This window comes from Saccharothrix sp. ST-888 (assembly GCF_000955975.1).
Lineage (GTDB): Bacteria > Actinomycetota > Actinomycetes > Streptomycetales > Streptomycetaceae > Kitasatospora.
In genome coordinates this window covers 138,596-156,789 of sequence record NZ_JYJF01000001.1, presented here as the reverse complement: position 1 = coordinate 156,789, position 18,194 = coordinate 138,596, and the positions used below count along the sequence as shown (strand labels likewise).

21 protein-coding genes are annotated in these 18,194 nt (G+C 71.9%); 12 read left to right on the top strand and 9 right to left on the bottom strand.

Features of this window, described 5'->3' with window-relative positions; translation table 11 throughout:
- Positions 1-3: 3 nt before the first annotated feature.
- The 6 genes from UK12_RS00685 to UK12_RS00660 all read left to right on the top strand — a co-directional run bounded on the left by UK12_RS00685 (position 4) and on the right by UK12_RS00660 (position 4,609).
- The gene (locus UK12_RS00685; protein WP_197084432.1) at positions 4-729 is read left to right on the top strand and encodes an SDR family NAD(P)-dependent oxidoreductase; all 726 of its coding nucleotides are present in this window, start codon (positions 4-6) and stop codon (positions 727-729) included.
- A 142-nt stretch (positions 730-871) separates the two neighbouring features.
- Positions 872-1,429, top strand: coding sequence for a TetR/AcrR family transcriptional regulator (locus UK12_RS00680; protein ID WP_045298225.1), 558 nt, complete (start codon positions 872-874; stop codon positions 1,427-1,429).
- 84 nt (positions 1,430-1,513) lie between these two features.
- Entirely contained in the window at positions 1,514-2,137 is a 624-nt protein-coding gene (locus UK12_RS00675; protein WP_231590977.1) for a DUF4865 family protein, read from the top strand.
- Between the two features lie 4 nt (positions 2,138-2,141).
- Complete coding sequence (locus tag UK12_RS00670; protein ID WP_231590976.1) at positions 2,142-2,606, top strand: carboxymuconolactone decarboxylase family protein; 465 nt, start codon at positions 2,142-2,144, stop codon at positions 2,604-2,606.
- Positions 2,603-3,538: a phosphotriesterase family protein gene (locus UK12_RS00665; RefSeq protein ID WP_045298221.1), complete on the top strand. Its 936-nt coding sequence runs from the start codon at positions 2,603-2,605 to the stop codon at positions 3,536-3,538. The genes UK12_RS00670 and UK12_RS00665 overlap by 4 nt, the downstream gene beginning before the upstream one ends.
- Before the next feature lie 207 nt (positions 3,539-3,745).
- The gene (locus tag UK12_RS00660; RefSeq protein ID WP_045298219.1) at positions 3,746-4,609 is read left to right on the top strand and encodes a universal stress protein; all 864 of its coding nucleotides are present in this window, start codon (positions 3,746-3,748) and stop codon (positions 4,607-4,609) included.
- 46 nt (positions 4,610-4,655) lie between these two features.
- On the opposite strand, the gene UK12_RS00655 is transcribed toward UK12_RS00660, so the two are convergent.
- Positions 4,656-5,312: a TetR/AcrR family transcriptional regulator gene (locus tag UK12_RS00655; protein ID WP_045298217.1), complete on the bottom strand. Its 657-nt coding sequence runs from the start codon at positions 5,310-5,312 to the stop codon at positions 4,656-4,658.
- 110 nt (positions 5,313-5,422) lie between these two features.
- Here UK12_RS00655 and UK12_RS00650 point away from each other — a divergent pair, with 110 nt between their 5' ends.
- Together UK12_RS00650 and UK12_RS00645 are read left to right on the top strand one after the other, a co-directional pair.
- A complete protein-coding gene (locus UK12_RS00650) occupies positions 5,423-6,226 on the top strand; it encodes an SDR family NAD(P)-dependent oxidoreductase (protein WP_045298215.1) in 804 nt (267 codons plus the stop codon).
- A gap of 182 nt (positions 6,227-6,408) precedes the next feature.
- A complete protein-coding gene (locus tag UK12_RS00645) occupies positions 6,409-7,566 on the top strand; it encodes an alpha/beta hydrolase (RefSeq protein WP_045298213.1) in 1,158 nt (385 codons plus the stop codon).
- 93 nt (positions 7,567-7,659) lie between these two features.
- Here the strand turns inward: UK12_RS00645 and UK12_RS00640 are convergent, their stop codons facing one another.
- Positions 7,660-7,989, bottom strand: coding sequence for a MoaF-related domain-containing protein (locus tag UK12_RS00640; RefSeq protein WP_045298211.1), 330 nt, complete (start codon positions 7,987-7,989; stop codon positions 7,660-7,662).
- A gap of 163 nt (positions 7,990-8,152) precedes the next feature.
- Positions 8,153-8,548 carry a ribonuclease gene (locus UK12_RS00635; protein ID WP_045298209.1) on the bottom strand — a complete coding sequence of 132 codons (396 nt, stop codon included), beginning with the start codon at positions 8,546-8,548 and terminating at the stop codon, positions 8,153-8,155.
- Between the two features lie 286 nt (positions 8,549-8,834).
- Between UK12_RS00635 and UK12_RS44265 the strand changes: the two genes are divergently transcribed.
- Positions 8,835-8,966: a hypothetical protein gene (locus UK12_RS44265; RefSeq protein ID WP_269431981.1), complete on the top strand. Its 132-nt coding sequence runs from the start codon at positions 8,835-8,837 to the stop codon at positions 8,964-8,966.
- Between the two features lie 228 nt (positions 8,967-9,194).
- Here UK12_RS44265 and UK12_RS00630 read toward each other — a convergent pair whose 3' ends face one another.
- Positions 9,195-9,476 carry a hypothetical protein gene (locus UK12_RS00630; RefSeq protein WP_045298208.1) on the bottom strand — a complete coding sequence of 94 codons (282 nt, stop codon included), beginning with the start codon at positions 9,474-9,476 and terminating at the stop codon, positions 9,195-9,197.
- A gap of 230 nt (positions 9,477-9,706) precedes the next feature.
- Here UK12_RS00630 and UK12_RS00625 point away from each other — a divergent pair, with 230 nt between their 5' ends.
- The gene (locus UK12_RS00625; RefSeq protein WP_045298206.1) at positions 9,707-10,018 is read left to right on the top strand and encodes an antibiotic biosynthesis monooxygenase; all 312 of its coding nucleotides are present in this window, start codon (positions 9,707-9,709) and stop codon (positions 10,016-10,018) included.
- A 140-nt stretch (positions 10,019-10,158) separates the two neighbouring features.
- Here the strand turns inward: UK12_RS00625 and UK12_RS00620 are convergent, their stop codons facing one another.
- On the bottom strand, positions 10,159-10,953 hold the full coding sequence (locus tag UK12_RS00620) for an IclR family transcriptional regulator (RefSeq protein ID WP_045298204.1): 795 nt from the start codon (positions 10,951-10,953) through the stop codon (positions 10,159-10,161).
- Between the two features lie 188 nt (positions 10,954-11,141).
- On the opposite strand from UK12_RS00620, the gene aceB reads away from it, so the two are divergent.
- Positions 11,142-12,794, top strand: coding sequence for a malate synthase A (gene aceB, locus UK12_RS00615; RefSeq protein ID WP_045298203.1), 1,653 nt, complete (start codon positions 11,142-11,144; stop codon positions 12,792-12,794).
- Between the two features lie 227 nt (positions 12,795-13,021).
- On the top strand, positions 13,022-13,408 hold the full coding sequence (locus UK12_RS00610; RefSeq protein WP_045298201.1) for an allophanate hydrolase-related protein: 387 nt from the start codon (positions 13,022-13,024) through the stop codon (positions 13,406-13,408).
- A gap of 288 nt (positions 13,409-13,696) precedes the next feature.
- On the opposite strand, the gene UK12_RS00605 is transcribed toward UK12_RS00610, so the two are convergent.
- The 4 genes from UK12_RS00605 to uraH all read right to left on the bottom strand — a co-directional run bounded on the left by UK12_RS00605 (position 13,697) and on the right by uraH (position 18,167).
- Positions 13,697-15,079, bottom strand: coding sequence for an 8-oxoguanine deaminase (locus UK12_RS00605; RefSeq protein ID WP_045298196.1), 1,383 nt, complete (start codon positions 15,077-15,079; stop codon positions 13,697-13,699).
- A gap of 61 nt (positions 15,080-15,140) precedes the next feature.
- Positions 15,141-16,619, bottom strand: coding sequence for a nucleobase:cation symporter-2 family protein (locus tag UK12_RS00600; RefSeq protein WP_082119176.1), 1,479 nt, complete (start codon positions 16,617-16,619; stop codon positions 15,141-15,143).
- A 272-nt stretch (positions 16,620-16,891) separates the two neighbouring features.
- Positions 16,892-17,806: a factor-independent urate hydroxylase gene (gene pucL, locus UK12_RS00595; protein WP_045298192.1), complete on the bottom strand. Its 915-nt coding sequence runs from the start codon at positions 17,804-17,806 to the stop codon at positions 16,892-16,894.
- Between the two features lie 25 nt (positions 17,807-17,831).
- On the bottom strand, positions 17,832-18,167 hold the full coding sequence (gene uraH, locus UK12_RS00590; RefSeq protein ID WP_045298190.1) for a hydroxyisourate hydrolase: 336 nt from the start codon (positions 18,165-18,167) through the stop codon (positions 17,832-17,834).
- Positions 18,168-18,194 lie beyond the last annotated feature (27 nt).

Here is an 18,194-nt window from a genome sequence, read left to right as displayed (position 1 = left end):
GTCATGAGTGAGAAGACGATCGCGCTGGTCACCGGCGCGAACAAGGGAATCGGGTACGAGATCGCGGCCGGGCTGGGCGCATTGGGCTGGAGTGTCGGTGTCGGCGCCCGAGACGAGCAGCGCAGGATGGACGCCGTGGCGAGACTGCGCGCGGCGGGTGCCGACGCGTTCGGCGTGCCCCTGGACGTGACCGACGACGAGAGCGTGACCGCCGCAGCGGAGTTGATCGAGGAGCGAGCGGGCCGCCTTGACGTGCTGGTCAACAACGCCGGCGTCGCAGGCGGCTGGCCGGAGGAGCCCACAACCATCGACCTGGAGACCGTGCGGCGGCTGGTGGAGACCAACGTCATCGGCGTCATCCGGGTCACCAACGCGATGCTGCCGCTGCTGCGCCGCTCGGCGCACCCGCGGATCGTCAACCAGTCCAGTCATGTCGGCTCTTTGGCCCTGCAGACCACGCCCGGTGTCGACCTCGGAGGGATCAGCGGGGCTTACGCGCCGACGAAGACCTACCTCAACGCCGTCACCATCCAGTACGCCAAGGAGCTGAGCGGCACCAACATTCTGATCAACAACGCCTGCCCCGGCTACGTGGCTACCGACCTCAATGGGTTCAGCGGTACTCAGACCCCCGAGCAGGGCGCGGCGATCGCGATCCGGCTGGCGGCTCTGCCCGACGACGGCCCCACCGGTCAGCTGTTCGACGACAACGGAGTCGTGCCATGGTGATGTTCTAGGCCGGTGGGACCAGGGGACTGCCTGGTCCCACCGGGCTCATGCACTCGCCGTCCGACTCTCCAGCTCATGGGAGGTCCGTCCCCGGTTCTTTAATCTCTGGCGTTCTGTACCTACTGGTATGTACAGTGAAGCCATGGCCACCAGTGAACGACTGATCGAGACCACCCAGGAGCTCCTCTGGGAGCGCGGGTACGTCGGCACCAGCCCCAAGGCGATCCAGCAGCGCTCCGGCGTCGGGCAGGGCAGCATGTACCACCACTTCAGCGGCAAGAGCGACCTCGCCGCCGCCGCGCTGGGCCGCAGCGCCGAGCAGCTCAGGGCCCTCGCCGAGGAGCAGTTCTCGGGCCCCGGCACGGCGTACGAGCGCATCGAGGCGTACCTGCTGCGCGACCGCGAGGTGCTGCGCGGCTGCCGGATCGGACGGATGGCCCAGGACCCGGACGTGATCGCCGAACCGCAGCTGCGCCGTCCGGTCGGGGAGACCTTCGACTGGCTGCGTGGACGGCTCGCCGACCTCGTCGCGGAGGGCCAGGCCGCAGGCGAGTTCGCGACCGGACCGGACCCGGCCGAGGTCGCGGCTGCCATCGCCGCCGTGGTCCAGGGCGGCTATGTGCTGGCCCGCGCCGCCGACTCGCCCGAGCCCTTCCTCCGGGCGGTCCGCGGCGCCCTGGCGCTACTGCGGGCCCACTGAGGGTCCCGCGCCCACTGAGGCCCGCGCCCACCGGCCTCGCGCATCCACTGACGGAACATCCGGAGGAAGCACCCCGTGCAAGCGATGCAGTACGAAATCACCCTGCCCGCCGGCTACGACATGCGGATCATCAGAGAGCGCGTCGCCGCCAAGGGCCACCTGCTGGACCGGCTGCCCGGCCTAGGCCTCAAGGCGTACCTGATCCGTGAACGAGGCCATGGCGGGCACGCGGGCGGCGCCCCCGTCGGGCCCGGGGCCGACGGCGGCTCGCCCGTGAACCAGTACGCGCCGTTCTATCTCTGGCGCTCCACCGAGGCGATGGCCGGCTTCCTGCGCGGCCCCGGCTTCGCCGGCCTCAGCGCGGACTTCGGCCGCCCGCCCGTCCGGCACTGGATCGGCACCGGCCTGCGGCTCGGGCCGGACCGCGAGCTGACACCCCGTACGGCCACCCGCCGCACCGTACGGCTCGCCGAGGGGGCCGACCCCGACGAGGCGGTCGCCCGCGCGCTCGCCGAACTCTCCGACCGGCCCGGCCTGCACTCCGTCGCCGTCGCCCTCGACCCGTACCGCTGGGAGCTGCTCCGCTTCGCCCTGTGGCGCCAGGAGACCGCCCCGGCGGACGGGGACGACACCACCTGCACCGCCTACCGGGTGCTGCACCTGTCCCGCCCCGAGCTCGACGCCCTCCCGGCCACCGAGAAGGACTGATCCCGTGCACACCTTCGCCCCCGCCGACCTCGACCGCGAGCGCGGCTACCGGATGCTCGACGACCTGGTGGACGGGCCCACCCAGCGCGCCACCCTGCCGGGGCTGGAGGCACTCGCCCCCGGCTTCCCCGACTGGATCGTCACCAGCCTCTTCGGCGGCACCTACCAGCGTGAGGGCCTGGCCCTGCGCGATCGCCAGCTGCTCAACCTCGCGGCACTCGCCGCCCTCGGCGGGGTCGAGCCCCAGCTGCACGGCCATGTCCGCAGCAGCCTGCGGGTCGGCCTGACAGCCGAGCAGATCGTCGAGGTCTTCGTGCACCTCGCCCCGTACATCGGTGTCCCGAAGGCACTGGCCGGCCTCCGGGTGGCTGCCGCCGCTCTGGCGGAGGTCGGCGGCGAAGACGGCGGCGAGGCCGAGGACGGCGACGGGACCGGGACCGGGACCGGGACGGCGGAGGCGATTCGATGAGCGGCGGCGGCAGCGGTGGCAGTCCGGCCGTCCGTACCGTCCTCGGCGATCTCGACCCCGCCGAACTCGGCGTCTGCGACGCGCACGACCACCTCTTCATGCGCAGTCGGCTGCTCCCCGGCCAGGAGCTGGACGACGTGGCGGCCGCCGAGAGCGAGCTGCGCGCCTTCGCCGCTCTCGGCGGACAGGCCGTGGTCCAGTGGACGCCGCACGGGATGGGCCGTCGGCGCCCCGACCTGATCGCGCTCTCCCGCGCCACCGAGGTCCACCTGGTCGCCGCGACCGGTCTGCACCAGGCCGCCCACTACGCCCCGGAGCAGCTCCGCGACCTGGACTTGGCCCAGCTCTTCGTCACCGAACTCACCGAGCCCGCCGAACTCACTGAGCCCGCCGGTCCTGCCCAGCCCGCCGGGCGGGCCGGGCTGATCAAGGTGGCGGGCGGCTTCCACGGCCTGGACCGGCACGCCCGCCGGACCATGACGGCAGCGGCCGAGGCCCACCACGCCACCGGTGCGCCGATCGCGGTCCACCACGAACTGGGCACCGGCGCCCTCGACGTCCTGGGCCTGCTCTGCGACCGCCTCGGCGTCCCGCCGCACCGCGTGATCCTCGGCCACCTGAACCGCTTCCCGGACCTGCGCCTCCAGCGCCAGGCCGCCGAATCCGGAGCGTACGTCGCCCTGGACGGGCCGTCACGGGCCAACCACGCCACCGACCACCACCTCTTCGACACCCTGGCCGCGCTCCTCGAAGCGGGACACGCCGAGCGGCTGCTGCTCGGTGGCGACACCACCACCTCGGCGGCTCGTGGTGCGCCGGGCATGCCGTACCTGCTGGCCACGCTGCGCCCGCGCCTGGTACGGGAGTTCGGGGCCGATCTGCCCGACCTGGTGTTCCGTACCAACCCCGCCCGGGCCCTGGCCTTCGCCTGAGCCGCGCACCGCGACGTGCACACGTCCCGGGCCGGGCGCGCGGGAGCCGCCGCCCGGCCCGGAGCCGCCGCCGGACGGGGAGTCCGGCCGGGTCCCCCTGGCGGGCGCGGCGATGCATCCTGGTACCAGGGCCCTGTGGGACGGCCCGAACCGGAGAAGGTGTGGAACGGGCCGGGCGCAAGGCGTGGAGCGTTCCGGGAGCCGAGTATGAACAGCAGATCCCCCGCAGGCATCGTCGCCGGGGTGGACGGTTCGCCGCAGGCGACGGCCGCCGCCGAGTGGGCCGCCCAGGAGGCCGAGCGGCGGGGCTGCGCCCTGCACCTGGTCCACGCGGTCAACACCGGTACCGTCACGCTCTCCCCACGGGCGAGCGAGGCTGTCACCGACCTCATCCTCAAGAACGCCCAGAGTGTCCTGGACGAGGCGACCGGCAAGCTGGCCGCCGCCCATCCCGGCCTGCGGCTGACCGGTGACGTCGTTCCCCGGGACGCGGCGCTGGCCGTACTCACCGCCGCCGAACACGCCGAACTCGCCGTCGTCGGCAGCCGGGGCCACGGGGGCTTCGCCTCCCTGCTGCTCGGCTCGGTCAGCCTGCGGATCTGCGCCCACTCCAGCTGTCCGACCGTCGTGGTGCGGCAGACGGCCTCCTCGGGTGACCACATCCTGGTGGCGATCCGGGACGAACGGGACGGCGAGGCCCTGCGGTTCGGGCTCCGCGAGGCCGAGACCTTCGGGCTGCCGGTACGTGCCGTGCACGTCTGGTCGCCGGTGGTCGCCGACGTCGCGCACGCGGCGCCGATGATCGACGAACTGGGGGAGGAGGCCCACCAGCACAAGCAGTTGCTGGACCACACCTGCGACCCCGTCCGGGAGGACTACCCCGACATCCCCGTCCGCACGGATCACCTGACGGGCGCCACCGCCGGCACTCTGGTCGAAGCCTCCCGGAACGCCGCTCTGCTGGTGATCGCCCGCCACCAGCCGGCACCCCACTTCGGACTGCGCCTCGGCGGCGCCGTCCATGCCGTCCTCCACCACGCGCACTGCCCGGTGGCCGTGGTCCCCGTGTAGCCGCGCGGGTCCCACGCACGCGGCCGGGGGCGGTGGTCGCCTGCGGTCAGTCCGTCCAGAGCCGGAGGCCCGCCGTCAGCTCGCTGATGCACCGCGCCGCGAGCCCTGCGGCCTCCCCCGGCGGCGCCTCGGAAGCGGCCCAGGACTCCATGGCCACCCGCATGCCCGTATTGGCCGCCGCCGCCACCAGCCGGAGCTCCAGCGGGTCCGCGTCCGTCCCGGCCAGGTCGGCCAGCACCCGGGCGAGTTCCAGCTCGGAGTCGTGGTGCACCCGGTGCCAGACGGCGAGCAGGTCGGGGTCGTGCCGGGCGGTACGCAGGATTCCGCGCACCAGGTCCAGCGCGACGGCCGGACGCCCGGGGGCGGCGGTGAGCGCGATCCTCGCGGAGCGCTCCAGTGCCTGCGGCACGGGCAGCTCGCGCGGGCCGTCGGCCAGCTCGTCCAGCCAGTGCCGGACGCCGTTCGCGAGGAGCGGTGCGACGGCGTCCTCCTTGGTGCGGAAGTACCGGTAGAAGGTCCGCAGTGAGACACCCGAGGCGCGGGCGATCTCCTCGGCGGTGATCCCCTCGGCGCCTGCGGCGTCCGGGGTTCCCTCCGCCCCCTCCGCCCCGTGTTCGGCGAAGAGTCTGGCGGCGGCCAGCGCGATCTCGTTCAGCGTGGCGGCCTTGCGGCGTTCGGTCAGCGACGGTCGAGGAGTGGTCACGGCCGCAGTCTACCGGCAGCAGGGCGCAGTGTGCGGACATGGCACAACGTGCCAACAAGGCGTATCGTGAAGCCGTAACCAATCGCACCATCCCCCACAGGGAGAGCTCCATGAACCGCTTCGAGGGCCGTCGCGCGCTGATCACCGGCGCGGGCTCGGGCATCGGCCAGGCCACCGCCCGCCGGATCCTGCAGGAGGGCGGCACCGTCGTGGCCGCCGACGTCGCCGAGGCCGGGCTGGCCGCCACCCGGGAGCTGGCCGCCGCCGACGGCACGGCCGGCCGGCTGATCACCAAGGCGCTCGACATCTCCGACGAGGGCTCGGTCACGTCCGTGGTCGCCGAGGCGATCGGCGAACTGGGCGGTTTGGACGCGCTGGTGAACGCGGCCGGGATCCTGCGCTCCGCGCACACCGAGCAGACCACCCTGGAGTTCTGGAACCGGGTGCTGGCCGTCAACCTCACCGGCACCTTCCTGGTGACCCGCGAGGCGCTGCCCGCACTGCTGGCCACCGGCCGTGGCGCGGTGGTCAACTTCAGCTCCACGTCGGCGACTTTCGCCCACCCGTACATGGCGGCGTACGCGGCGAGCAAGGGCGGCATCCAGTCGTTCACCCACGCCATCGCGCTCGAGTACGCGAAGCAGGGCCTGCGTGCCGTGTGTGTCGCACCCGGCTCGATCAGCAGCGGGATGACCGACGCCTCCGGCGCCAGCGGCCAGAACCGTGGCCCCGGCATCCCGGAGGACGCCGACATGTCGCTGTTCGCCAAGCTCAGCCCGGCTCTCCAGGCCGGCAACGCGTACGGCTTCGCGGGTCCGGAGACGGTGGCCGCCGTGGTCGCGATGCTGGCCTCGGACGACGGCGCCTTCGTCACCGGTACCGAGATTCGGATCGACGGCGGCACCCACGCCTGACCCCGGCGGCACCCGGCGGCACGCGCTGTACGGGCTCGGCCGCCAGCTTGCGCCCCACCCGGTCGACTGAGCCGACCGGGTGGGGCGTCCGGTGCACCGGCAGGTGCGGAAGGCGTAGGTTCGGACGTAGGGCCACAGAGTTCGGGCACAGGGCCATCCGGAGCGCACGGGAGCAGCAGGCGATGGGGCTGACGAGCCACAAGGTGCTGGCGCTGGCGATTCTCGCCGCGGTACTGGTGACGGCCGCGACGGTGTGGCTGTGGCCGAGGCTGGCCAGGACGAGCTGGCGGTCGGTGCTCGGCCGGATCGGAGCGCTGCTGGTCACCCAGCTGACGGTGCTCTGTGCACTCGCCCTGGTCGCCAACAACTACTTTTCCTTCTACAGCAGTTGGGACGACCTGCTGGGCAGAGGGAACCAGGGGCCGGTGACCGTGCAGAGCGGGACGGGCGCCGGCGGCGACAACCGGAAGACGGCGGGTGCCGTGGTGGTCCAGGTGCTCGGCCAGGAGGCCGTCCAGGGCGGCGGGGTGGTCGGCCGCGACCCCGGGCGGGTCGGGCGGATCGACTCCGTGCGCATCCCGGGCCCGGCCAGCGGGCTGAGCACGGACGGCTATGTCTACCTGCCCCCGCAGTACTTCCACCCCGACCGGCAGCACAGCAGGTTCCCGGCCGCGATCGTGCTGACCGGATTCCCCGGCGACGCCAGGAACCTGATCACCAGGCTCAACTACCCTGGCGCGGCGCTGAACCTGATGGCGACCGGCAGGATGCAGCCGACCGTGCTGGTCCTGATGCGCCCCTCACCGGCGATGCCCGCCGACACCGAGTGCGAGGACATCCCGGGCGGCCCGCAGTCCGAGACGTACTTCGCCAAGGACGTGCCCAGGGTGGTGGAGGGCAGCTACCGGGTGGCCGCCGACCCGCACGCCTGGGGTGTGGTGGGCGACTCGACCGGCGGGTACTGCGCGCTCAAGCTGACGATGCGCGACCCGGGGGCGTTCCTGACCGGGGTCTCGCTCTCCGGCTACTACAAGGCGGCCGAGGACGCCACCACCGGTGACCTGTTCAAGGGCAGCGAGCAGCGCCGCAACGAGGCGGACCTGCTGTGGCGGCTGAAGAACCTGCCGAACCCGGCGGTCTCGGTGATGGTGGCCGGAACGGCCGAGGGGGACGGTGGCTACCGGCAGCAGACCGACGCCTTCGTGGCCGCGGTCCGGCCGCCGATGACCGTCGCGACCGCCACACTGCCCAGCGGCGGCCACAACTTCAGGACCTGGGGCCGACTGCTGCCCCCGGCGCTGGAGTTCCTCTCCCAGCACCTCAAGGTGCCGCCGGGTTAGGGCAGTCGGGAACGCCATCAGGGGCGCGGGGAATTGCGCGAAACGGAAGACCTCGGCCTGTACTCGTCCTCCGAAGGCCCCCCGGAGAGGGGCTCAGACGACCTGCTCCAGCGTGCCGGTGTGCAGTTCGCCGACCCGGCCGCCCTCGCCCTCGTAGGTCCAGAACGCGCGGACCGTCAGCTTGGCGAGGTCCATCACATGGCTGACGGTGAGGCCGCTCGACTCCGTCCAGCTGACGAAGTACAGCTGCGGGCCGACCTCGGCGACGTGCAGCGCGACGTCGTCCCACTGGCCGGCGGACTCGCCGAGACCCTCCCAGCGCAGGCGCGTCCCGTCGGCCGAGTAGGCATTGCGGAAGGCGGCACCGTTGTCGACCTGGAACAGGTAGGTGTGTCCGGCGAAGCCTGGCAGGGGCGCGGTCATCGTGTGGGTGATCCTCTGGCGAGTCGGTCGGTGGGTGCGGCCGGGGCGTCGGCCGCACCCACCAACCTAGCCGACGCGCCGCCGGAATCCCCGTTTCGTTTTCGAACGGGGGCACCGCGCCGGTGCTGTGGCGCCGGGTCAGCGCCGGGTCAGTGCTGTCGGGTCAGCAGCTGAAGTCGATCAGGCGGAACGTCGTGTAGTGGTCGGAGGTGTAGTAGTCCTCCTGGTACCCCTCCCCGGTGATGATCCGCCGGGTGCCTCTGGTGGGGGCGCCGGGAGTGATCACGGTGTACTCGTGGTAGTAGCCGTAGGACTCCGAGGGCAGCACGTTCTCCCGGTTCTGGAAGACGACGCCGTCCTGCGAGTACGGGAACGGCCCGCCGTTGTCGATCAGGGAGAGGGTGTCGTCGGCCTGGCTCGGCAGCGCGGTCAGGCAGACGCTGCCGCTGACGTCGGCGTGAGCGGCGGTGGCGGAGACTGCGGTGGGCGCCAGGGTCAGCAGGGCGACGGTGGCGACGGAGGCGGCGCGGGTCTTCCACGCGCGTAGAGTGTTTGCCATGGCAGCAGTGTGAAGGTGTGTCAGGTTGGCGCGGAAGGGGCCATGACAAGGCTTTGCCGGAAGATCACCGGCGCAAAACCGGCCGGACCCTTGCCGTACCGCCACCCGTTGCCGCCGCTTTGCGGTAGGCCGGGCAGCCAGCCGGCCATTGACGTGTATTCGCTGGTCGGAGCCCGGTAGCAGGCGGGTGTCCCGTCCGCCGTTCGGACCTGGCTGCCCGGCCGGAGGCTCGGCAGACATCCCGGGCGTCCTCGACGAGAGCCGGGGGCCGAGCGGCGGTATCGTCTTGACCGCCAGCGCCCTGGACAGCACCGGCATCGCCACGGTCGGCGGGAGCAGGCTGCTGGCCGGACCGAACCATCTCGAACCGGCCTGGTCCCCGGACGCCTGCGCGCAGATCGACAGCTGGCTGTCGTAGCGCCGGCACGGAGGCCGCCTTGCCCGGCCCGGACCTGACGAGCCGCCCGGCTCGGCCCCGGCCCGCCGGGTCTCCCGCCGATCGGCCCCATCGGGCCGGGACCCGGTGGACCGTCTCGCAGGCTCAACACCGCCAACGTCGGCGTCGCCGACGGCGTGGCGACCTTCACGGCCAGGCCCTCCACCCGGCGCCTGGAGAACGGCAGCCAGGCGTGGGAGACCGGCCTCCTCACCACCGAGGGCTCCACCGAGAGCTTCCGATGATCTGCCCCTCGGCCCTGGTGCCGGGCGGCACGCCCGGGTCCACCCGGACGGGGATCAGCGCGGTCGCAAGGCGGCCGTGCCGCAGGCCGGGCGGGAAGGTGCAGCGCACCAGGTGGCCGACGGCCGCGACCGTGCAGGAGGACGGGAAGTACGGGCCGTGCGCGGTGAGCCCGGCGGGCAGCCCGACCACGACGGTGATCGGCGAGGCCGTCCGGTCGGGTCCGCCGTCGGCGACCAGGGCGTGCACCGTGGTGTCGCCGCCGGATCCGGGTCCAGTCGGACCAGCAGCAGATCGGAGTCGGGCGGCGCAGCGGCCGTTGCCGCCGGGCCGCCCGCCGTCAGCGCTGCGACCGCCGCCGTGGCGATCGTCCAGTGAGCTGTCCTGATCAGGGCCACCAGTACCCACCTCGTCCGCGCAGAGTGCCGAGCCGGGCACCCAATGTAGCGGCGTAGCCTGGATCTGCGGAGGTGATAGCGATGTCCGGACGGGTGTTGAGCGAGGTCAGCGCGGTGGTGGCGGCCGAGCGGGAGACCGAGTTGGTGGACTCCTACCGGGAGTTGGTGGCCGGTCCGCTGCCGGACGGGCTGATCAGGACCGAGCTGCTGCGAGGTCCCGGCGGTCGCTGGCGGGTGCAGTCCCTCTGGCGGGACCGGATCGCGCTGGAGGCGGTGCGCTCCAACCCCAGGCTGGCCGCCGCGCCCCGGCTCTTCGCCATGATCGGCGCCGAACCGGAGTTGACGGTCTTTCAGGTCTCGGTCGAGCAGGTCGGTGCGCCGGTGCTGGACTGAGCCGGCGGGGCGACGTCCCGAGGGGCACCCCTCGGGACGCGGGAAGCCGTGTGACCGGCGCGGGGTGAACTCGCGCGGCCGCCCGGGCCGTTCCCCGCATCCCGAGGGGCGCTCAGGAAGGGGCGCTCAGCAGGGGTCGCTCAGGGTGCGAGGACCTGACCGAGTCGGGCCGAGATCTGGAGCATCACCGGGACCAGTGAGGTGTCGCCCGCCTGCGCCTCCAGCGCCCGGATCCGGGCCTCGGGGCCGGAGACCGAGAGGGCGGTGGGCGTCGGCGCGCCCGGCACCGCCACCGCGATGCAGCGGACCCCGATCTCCTGCTCCTGGTCGTCCACCACGTAGCCGCGCTCGCGCGCGATGGCCAGCTGCTCGAAGAGCCGCGCCGGGTCGGTCACCGTGTAGGGGGTGTGCGACTGCAGCGGCTGGGTGCCCAGGACGGCGCGGGCCTCCTCCTCGGGCAGCTGCGCCAGCAGCGCCTTGCCGACGCCGGTGCAGTGCGGCTGGACCCGCCGCCCGACCTCGGTGAACATCCGCATCGAGCGCCGCGACTGGACCTGCCCGACGTAGACCACCTCGCCGCCCTCCAGCACCGCCAGGTTGGCGGTCTCGCCGGTGGCCTCCATCAGTTCGGCCAGGTAGGGGCGGGCCCAACTGCCCAGCAGGCGCCCGGCGGTCTCGCCGAGCCGGATCAGCCGGGGGCCCAGGGTGTAGCGGCGGGCGGTGTCCTGCCGCACATATCCGTGCTGGACGAGGGTACGGATCAGACGGTGGATGGTCGGCATCGGCAGACCGGAGGTGGTGGAGAGCTCGCTCAGGGTGGCGATGCCGCCCGAGTCGGCCAGCGCCTCCAGCAGTTGGAAGGCGCGCTCGACGGACTGTACGCCGCCGGCCGCGCGGTCGGTCCCTGTGGGTGCTGTGGCGGGGGTGCTGGCCACCGGCGTTCCCTTCGCTGTCGGAGGAGGAGTAGAGTCCCAGCGATCTCTCAACAAAGCGTTGAAATTCTGTATCGCGGAAACTAGTCTCCACCTTACAGAACGGAACCCATCGGTAGGTGGGTTCAGATCAAGGAAGTTCCCACCGGAGCTCCCTTCGCTGGCTCAACCGTCCAAGGAGTGTCCTGCCCATGGCTGCAGATCAGGGGTCCGTCGGCGCATCCCCCGCCGCCCCGGTCGTCACTGTCGCCGGTCCGCGCGTCCCGCGCGCAGAGGAGGTGCTCACCCCGGAGGCGGTCGCCTTCGTGGTCGGGCTCCACCGCGCATTCGAAGGTCGCCGCCAGGAACTCCTGACCCGACGAAAGACCCGCCGTGCCGAGACCGCCCGGGCCGGCACCCTGGACTTCCTCCCCGAGACCGCCGCGATCCGCGCGGGCGACTGGAAGGTCGCCGAGGCCCCGCGCGCGCTGCAGGACCGCCGGGTCGAGATCACCGGACCGACCGACCGCAAGATGGTCATCAACGCGCTCAACTCCGGCGCCAAGGTCTGGCTCGCCGACTTCGAGGACGCCACCGCCCCCACCTGGGAGAACGCGGTCACCGGCCAGGTCAACCTGATCGACGCCTTCGAGGGCCGGATCGACTTCACCGCCCCCGGCGGCAAGGCGTACGCGCTCAGGCCCGCCGCCGAGCTCGCCACCGTCGTGGTCCGCCCGCGCGGCTGGCACCTCAACGAGAACCACCTGCTGGTCGACGGCATCCCGGTGGCCGGCGCCTTCTTCGACTTCGGCCTGTACTTCTTCCACAACGCCCGACGGCTGCTGGCCAAGGGCGCCGAGGACCCCAACTCGGGCCCGTACTTCTACCTTCCGAAGACCGAGAGCCACCTCGAGGCCCGGCTCTGGAACGACGTCTTCACCCACGCGCAGGCCGCACTCGGCATCCCCTACGGCACCATCCGGGCCACCGTCCTGATCGAGACCATCACGGCCTCCTTCGAGATGGAGGAGATCCTCTACGAGCTGCGCGACCACGCCGCCGGTCTCAATGCGGGCCGCTGGGATTACCTCTTCTCGATCGTCAAGAACTTCCGCGATGCGGGCGAGCACTACATCCTGCCGGACCGCAACAGCGTCACCATGGCCTCGCCGTTCATGGCCGCCTACACCCGGCTGCTGGTGCAGACCTGCCACCGGCGCGGCGCCCACGCCATCGGCGGCATGGCCGCCTTCATCCCCTCCCGCAAGGACCCCGACGTCAACGCGGCGGCGCTGGAGAAGGTCAAGGCCGACAAGGACCGCGAGGCGGCCAGCGGCTTCGACGGCTCCTGGGTCGCCCACCCCGACCTCGTGCCGGTCGCCCGCGCCTCCTTCGACGCCGTGCTCGGTGAGCGCCCCAACCAGAAGGAGAACCCCGGCTCCGCCGAGACCGTGACGGCGGCTCAGCTGCTCGACATCGCGGGCGCCGGCGGCAGTTGCACCCGCGCCGGGCTGCACAACGCCGTCCAGGTCGGCATCCGCTACATCGAGGCCTGGCTGCGCGGCCTCGGCGCGGTCGGCATCTTCAACATGATGGAGGACGCCGCCACCGCCGAGATCTCCCGCTCGCAGATCTGGCAGTGGATCAACAACGGCGTCATCCTCGCCGACACCGGTGAGAAGGCCACCGCAGAGCTGGTCCACCGGCTCGTGGCCGAGGAACTCGCCGCCCTGCACTCCGAGTTGGGCGATGCCGCCTACGCCGGTGGGCGCTGGGCCGAGGCCGCCAAGCTCTTCGAGCAGCTGTCGCTGGCCGAGGAGTTCGTCGACTTCCTCACCCTTCCGGCGTACGAGCTGCTCGGCTGAGGCCCAATCTATCCGCCCGCCGCCCGCCGCCCCTCTGACAGGTCGGCGAATCCACGGCGCCGATTGCTCCGTTCCGTACGGCGCGCCCCAGCGGCCGTCCGGAAGCTGCCGCACGGAAGCGGCTGTACGGAACGGAGACCCCGGACGGCTGCGGCCGGGAACACCTGGGGAGGTCAGCCCCGGCCGCAGCCGTCGTACCCCGCGCATCCCCCAAGGAGACACCCCAGATGGCCCGCATCTTCTTCAACGGCCAGGCCATGGTCGGCGGACCCTTCCACCACTCGGTCGCCGACGCGCTGATCGGCCCCGTCACCACCGCTCCCGGCTACCGCTTCTTCTCCATCCGCGACGAGTGCCCCGGGCTGCTGCCCGCCCCCGAGGTGGACACCGCCATCGAGGGCGAGCTCTACGACGTCTCCCTGGAGCACCTGCGCGACGTCATCCTCCCCGGCGAGCCGCTCGAACTCGAGCTCGGCATCATCGAGCTGGCCGACGGCTCCCCCTGCCTCTCCATGGTCCTCGCCCGCGGTGAACTGGAGCGCGGCGTCCACAAGGAGATCACCGAGTTCGGCGGCTGGCGCGCCTACCTCGCCACGCTGGGCCGCACCGCCTGAGTACGCCGTCTCCTGATCCTGCACCGACACCGCCGCCCTCCTGAGAGCGGCGGTGTCGGCGTTCCCGGACTCCTGGAGAACTCCGGCCCCGCCCGGGCAACTCTGCTCCCGGCTGGGCCAGTTCGTACGGTCGGCCGCCGGGCGGACCGGCCGTGGACCACCCGGGAGCGCACACGTCACAGCCCCGGACCCTCGCCGTGGGTCCGGGGCTGTGCCCCGCCCGGCGGTGGGCCGGGCGGGGTCCGGGTGGCACGCCGTCCCTGGCGCGGCCCGGAGTCCGAGGGGGGATCAGGCGCGGGAGGCGAGCTCCTTGGCGGCGCGGGCGCAGGCCAGCGCGATCTGGTCCTCGTTCACGGTGGTCAGGTTGCCCTTCTCGACCACGGCGTTGCCGTTGACGAAGAGGGTGGCCAGCGGAGGCAGGGCGCCCAGGGTGAGGGCGGCGACCGGGTCGGCGATCGAGGAGTGCATGATGCCGTCGACCTTCCAGAGCGCCAGGTCGGCGAGCTTGCCGACCTCGATGGAGCCGATCTCGTCCTGCCGGCCGAGTACCCGGGCGCCGCCCATGGTGCCCAGGCGCAGCGCCGACCGGGCGGTCAGCGCGTCGGGGCGCCCGTGCAGGCGGTTGATCAGCAGTGCGTTGCGCAGCTCGGTGCCGAGCTCACCGGACTCGTTGGAGGCGGTGCCGTCCACGCCCAGGCCGACCGGGACGCCCGCCGTGAGCATGTCGGGCACCCGGGCGATACCGGCCGCCAGGCGGGCGTTGGAGGACGGGCAGTGCGCGACGCCGGTGCCCGTCTCGGCGAACTTGGCGATGTCGGAGTCGTTCATGTGGACGCAGTGCGCCATCCACACGTCCTCGCCCAGCCAGCCGACCGACTCGAAGTAGTCGGTCGGGCCCATGCCGAACAGCTCCTTGCAGAACTGCTCCTCCTCGGCGGTCTCCGAGCCGTGCGTGTGCAGCCGTACGCCCTTGCGGCGGGCGAGCAGCGCGGCCTCGCGCATCAGCTCGGTGGAGACCGAGAACGGCGAGCAGGGCGCGATGGCGATGTGCAGCATCGAGCCGAAGGAGGAGTCGTGGTAGCGGTCCACGGCGGCCTCGGACGCGATCAGGATGTCCTCGGTCCGCTCGACGGCGTGGTCCGGCGGCAGGCCGCCGTCCTTCTTGCTGCGGTCCATCGAGCCGCGCAGCGCGGTGAAGCGCATGCCGAGCTCCTGCACGGCCTCGATGGAGGCGCCGAGGATGTCGCCGCCGCCCTGCGGGAAGACGTAGTGGTGGTCGGAGGCCGTGGTACAGCCGGACTTGAGCAGCGCGGCCGCGGAGCCCTGCGAGGCGGCGTGGACGAGCCTGTCGTCGATCCGGGCCCAGGTCGGGTAGAGGGCGACCAGCCAGTCGAAGAGGATGTTGTCCTGGGCCAGGCCCCGGGTGATCCACTGGTAGAAGTGGTGGTGGGTGTTGACCAGACCGGGGGTGATGAGGTGGCCCTCGCCGTTGATCCGGCGCACCACGTTGTCCAGCCACTGCGGGGCGGGGCCGTTGCCGACCGACTCGATCCTGTTGCCGAGGATGACCACGTGGCCGCGGGCGTACTCGGTGTCGTTGGCGTCGACCGTGGCGACGGCGACGTTCTCGATCACGATCCGCTGGTCTGCGGGGGGAGGCTGGACTGCCATGGTGTGACTCCTATGGGGGAGGGCGGGGGCGTGCGGGTGAGCGGTGCACGCCCCCCGCCGATCAGGACGGTGTCGCCGTTGGCACCGTCGCGCCGGGTGTCTCGCCGGTTGGGGTACGGCGGCCGACACCGACATGGTGGAAGAGCAGGTTGAGCAGGACGGCCATCACGCAGCCGGCCGAGATCCCGGAGTGCATCAGGGTGCGGACGGCCTCCGGGAAGGGGTTGTAGAAGTCGGGCGAGGCGATCGGGATGATGCCGACCCCGAGGGACACCGACACCAGGATGGTGTTGGCGCTGGAGTCCATCCCGGCCTCCGCCAGGGTGCGGATCCCGCTCGCCGCGACCGTGCCGAAGAGCACGATCCCGGCGCCGCCGAGCACCGGCTGCGGTACCAGCGAGACCATCGAGCCGAGCACCGGGAACAGCCCGAGCAGGATCAGGATGCCGCCGCCGGCCGCGACCACGAAGCGGCTGCGGATCTTCGTCAGCGCCACCAGGCCGATGTTCTGGGCGAAGGCACTGCACGCGAACCCGTTGAAGACCGGGCTGAGCGCGGTGGCCAGGCCGTCGGCCCGCAGCCCCGCCGTCAGGGTCCGCTCGTCGGCCTGGCGGCCCACGATCCGGCCGAGCGCCAGCATGTCGGCGGTGGACTCGGTCATCGAGACCACCATGACGATGCAGAGCGAGACGGTCGCCGTGACGTCGAAGACCGGCGCGCCGAAGTGGAACGGCGACGGGAGCGCGAAGACCTTCGCGTCCTTGACCGCGCCGAAGTCGGTGAGCCCGAGCGGGAAGGCGGCCAGGGTGCCGATCGCCAGCCCGACGAGGAGCGAGAGCTGCTGCCAGAAGCCGCGCAGCAGACGGTTGCACAGGACCACCGCGGCGAGGGTGAAGGCGGCGAGTCCGATGGCCTTGGCGGAGCCGTAGCCGGGTGCGCCGGCCGAGCCGCCGCGAGCCCAGTTGACGGCCACCGGAAGCAGGGACACCCCGATGAGGGTGATCACGGTGCCCTGGACGACCGGGGGGAAGAACCGGATGAGCTTGCTGAAGTACGGTGCCGCGAGGAAGCACAGGAGCCCCGCGACGATCACCGCCCCGAAGATGACCGGAAGGGCGTCCTTCGGGCCGTGCTCCTTGGCGATGGCGAGCATCGGTGCGACACCGGCGAACGAGACGCCGTTCACGAACGGCAGTCTGGCGCCGATGCGCGCCCACTCCGTGTGCTGGAAGAGTCCCAGCGTCTGGAGCAGGGTGGCCAGTCCGGCGGTGAACAGGCTGGCCGAGATCAGCAGGGCGAGCTCGGCGGGGGTCAGACCCACACCGGCGCCGACGATGAGCGGGGGCGCGACCACGCCCGCGTACATCGCGGCGACGTGCTGCAGGCCGGTGGTGAAGAGTTTCGCCGGCGGGAGCAGCTCGTCCACCGGGTGGACCGCGCGGCTCGGAGCGTCGGGGTGGCCGGTCGACACCCCGTCCGGCCGCGCAGGTCTGTCAGGGGTGGAACCGCCGTCAGTGGTTCGGGTGGAGCGGAGTGCCATGTCGAGCCCCTCTTGTGCCCGTGGCCTCCGGCGCGCCCGTGGCGCTGGAGACAACCCGAGGGCGGGACGGCGGTACAAGAGTCCCTCGGGCGGCTTCTCCAGCGCCCCGGGCCGGCCGCCGCGAGGCGAGCACGATCTCCGGTGGGTGGGGGTGGAGAAACAGGTGGTGCAACTGTCGGTACTGCTCGGGGAGTTGCAGGCCGTCCGGGACCGGCCGGCGGGGTGGTGCCGGAGGGTGCAGCGGTGCCGGATGGCGTCCATCGTGGGGGAGGTCAGACGACCGGGATGACCGGGACGACGCCCTCGCGGTGCACGGTGCCCTCGATGAGGCCGTACATGCGGTCGGCGGCGTAGTAGACCTCGTTCTCGTTCTTGAGGCCGAACGGCTCCAGGTCGACGAGGAAGTGGTGCTTGTTCGGCAGCTCCAGGCGGACCTCGTCCACCTCGGCGCGGTTGTTGAGCACCCGGGTGCCCATCGCGTGCAGGGTCTGCTGCAGCGAGTAGGAGTAGGTCTCGGCGAACGCCTCCAGCATGTGGCGCCGCACGTGGGCGTAGGAGCGGTTCCAGTTGGGCTGGGCCTCGCCCTCCGCGCCGCTGTAGGAGTACTTCCAACGGGCCGTCACCTGGGTGGCCAGGATGCGGTCGTAGGCCTCCTGCAGGGTGGTGTACTTGTCCTTGATGTAGCCCCAGAACTCCGAGTTGGTGGAGTTCATCACGATCAGGTCCTTGAGACCGGAGATCACCTGGACGGTCTCGCCGTCGTAGACGATCTCGGTGGTGCGGGTCTCCTGGCCGTTGCGGACGAAGGAGTGGCCGACCTCCTCCGAGCCGATGAAGCGCGAGGAGCTGTCCGGGGTCCTGATCCGGTCCCAGGCGTACTCCTCGATCCGGATCCGGGCGCGGCGGACCGGCTCGGTGCTGTCGACGAAGTGGCGGGCCAGCGTGATGCCGAAGGCCTCCGCCGACTCGATGCCGTACTCCTTGGCGAAGGCGTAGACGGTGTTCTTGGTGGTGTCGGTGGGCAGGCAGTTGGCGTTCGAGCCGGTGAGGTGGACGTCCTCGAAGTCACCGGAGAGGGCGACCGAGACGTTCAGGTCCTTGATCTCGTGACGGGTGCTGTCGCGGTAGATCCGGACGATGCGGTTCTCCGCCTTGCCGTACTGGTTCTGACCGAGCACGTGGGCCATGACAGGCTCCTAAGCAGGTTGCGGTCTAGCTTCCGCGGTAGACCGAGTAGCCGAACGGGTTGAGCAGCAGCGGCACGTGGTAGTGGTGCTGCGCGGGCGCGACCGTGAAGACGATCGAGACCTCGGGGAAGAACGGCGCCTGGTCCGACGCCCGGGCGTAGTAGGCCGCGGTGTCGAACTGGAGCCGGACGACCGAGCCCGCCTCCACGGCCGGCAGGTCCTTGGCCCGGCCGTCGGAGTCCGTGGCGGAGGCGCCGAGCACCTTCCAGCCACCCTCGGTGTGCAGTGCGAGCTCGACCGGGACACCTTCGGCCGGGCGGCCGAGGCTGGTGTCGAGCACATGCGTGGAGATGCCAGTCATGGGTGAAGTGACCTTACTGATGGCAGA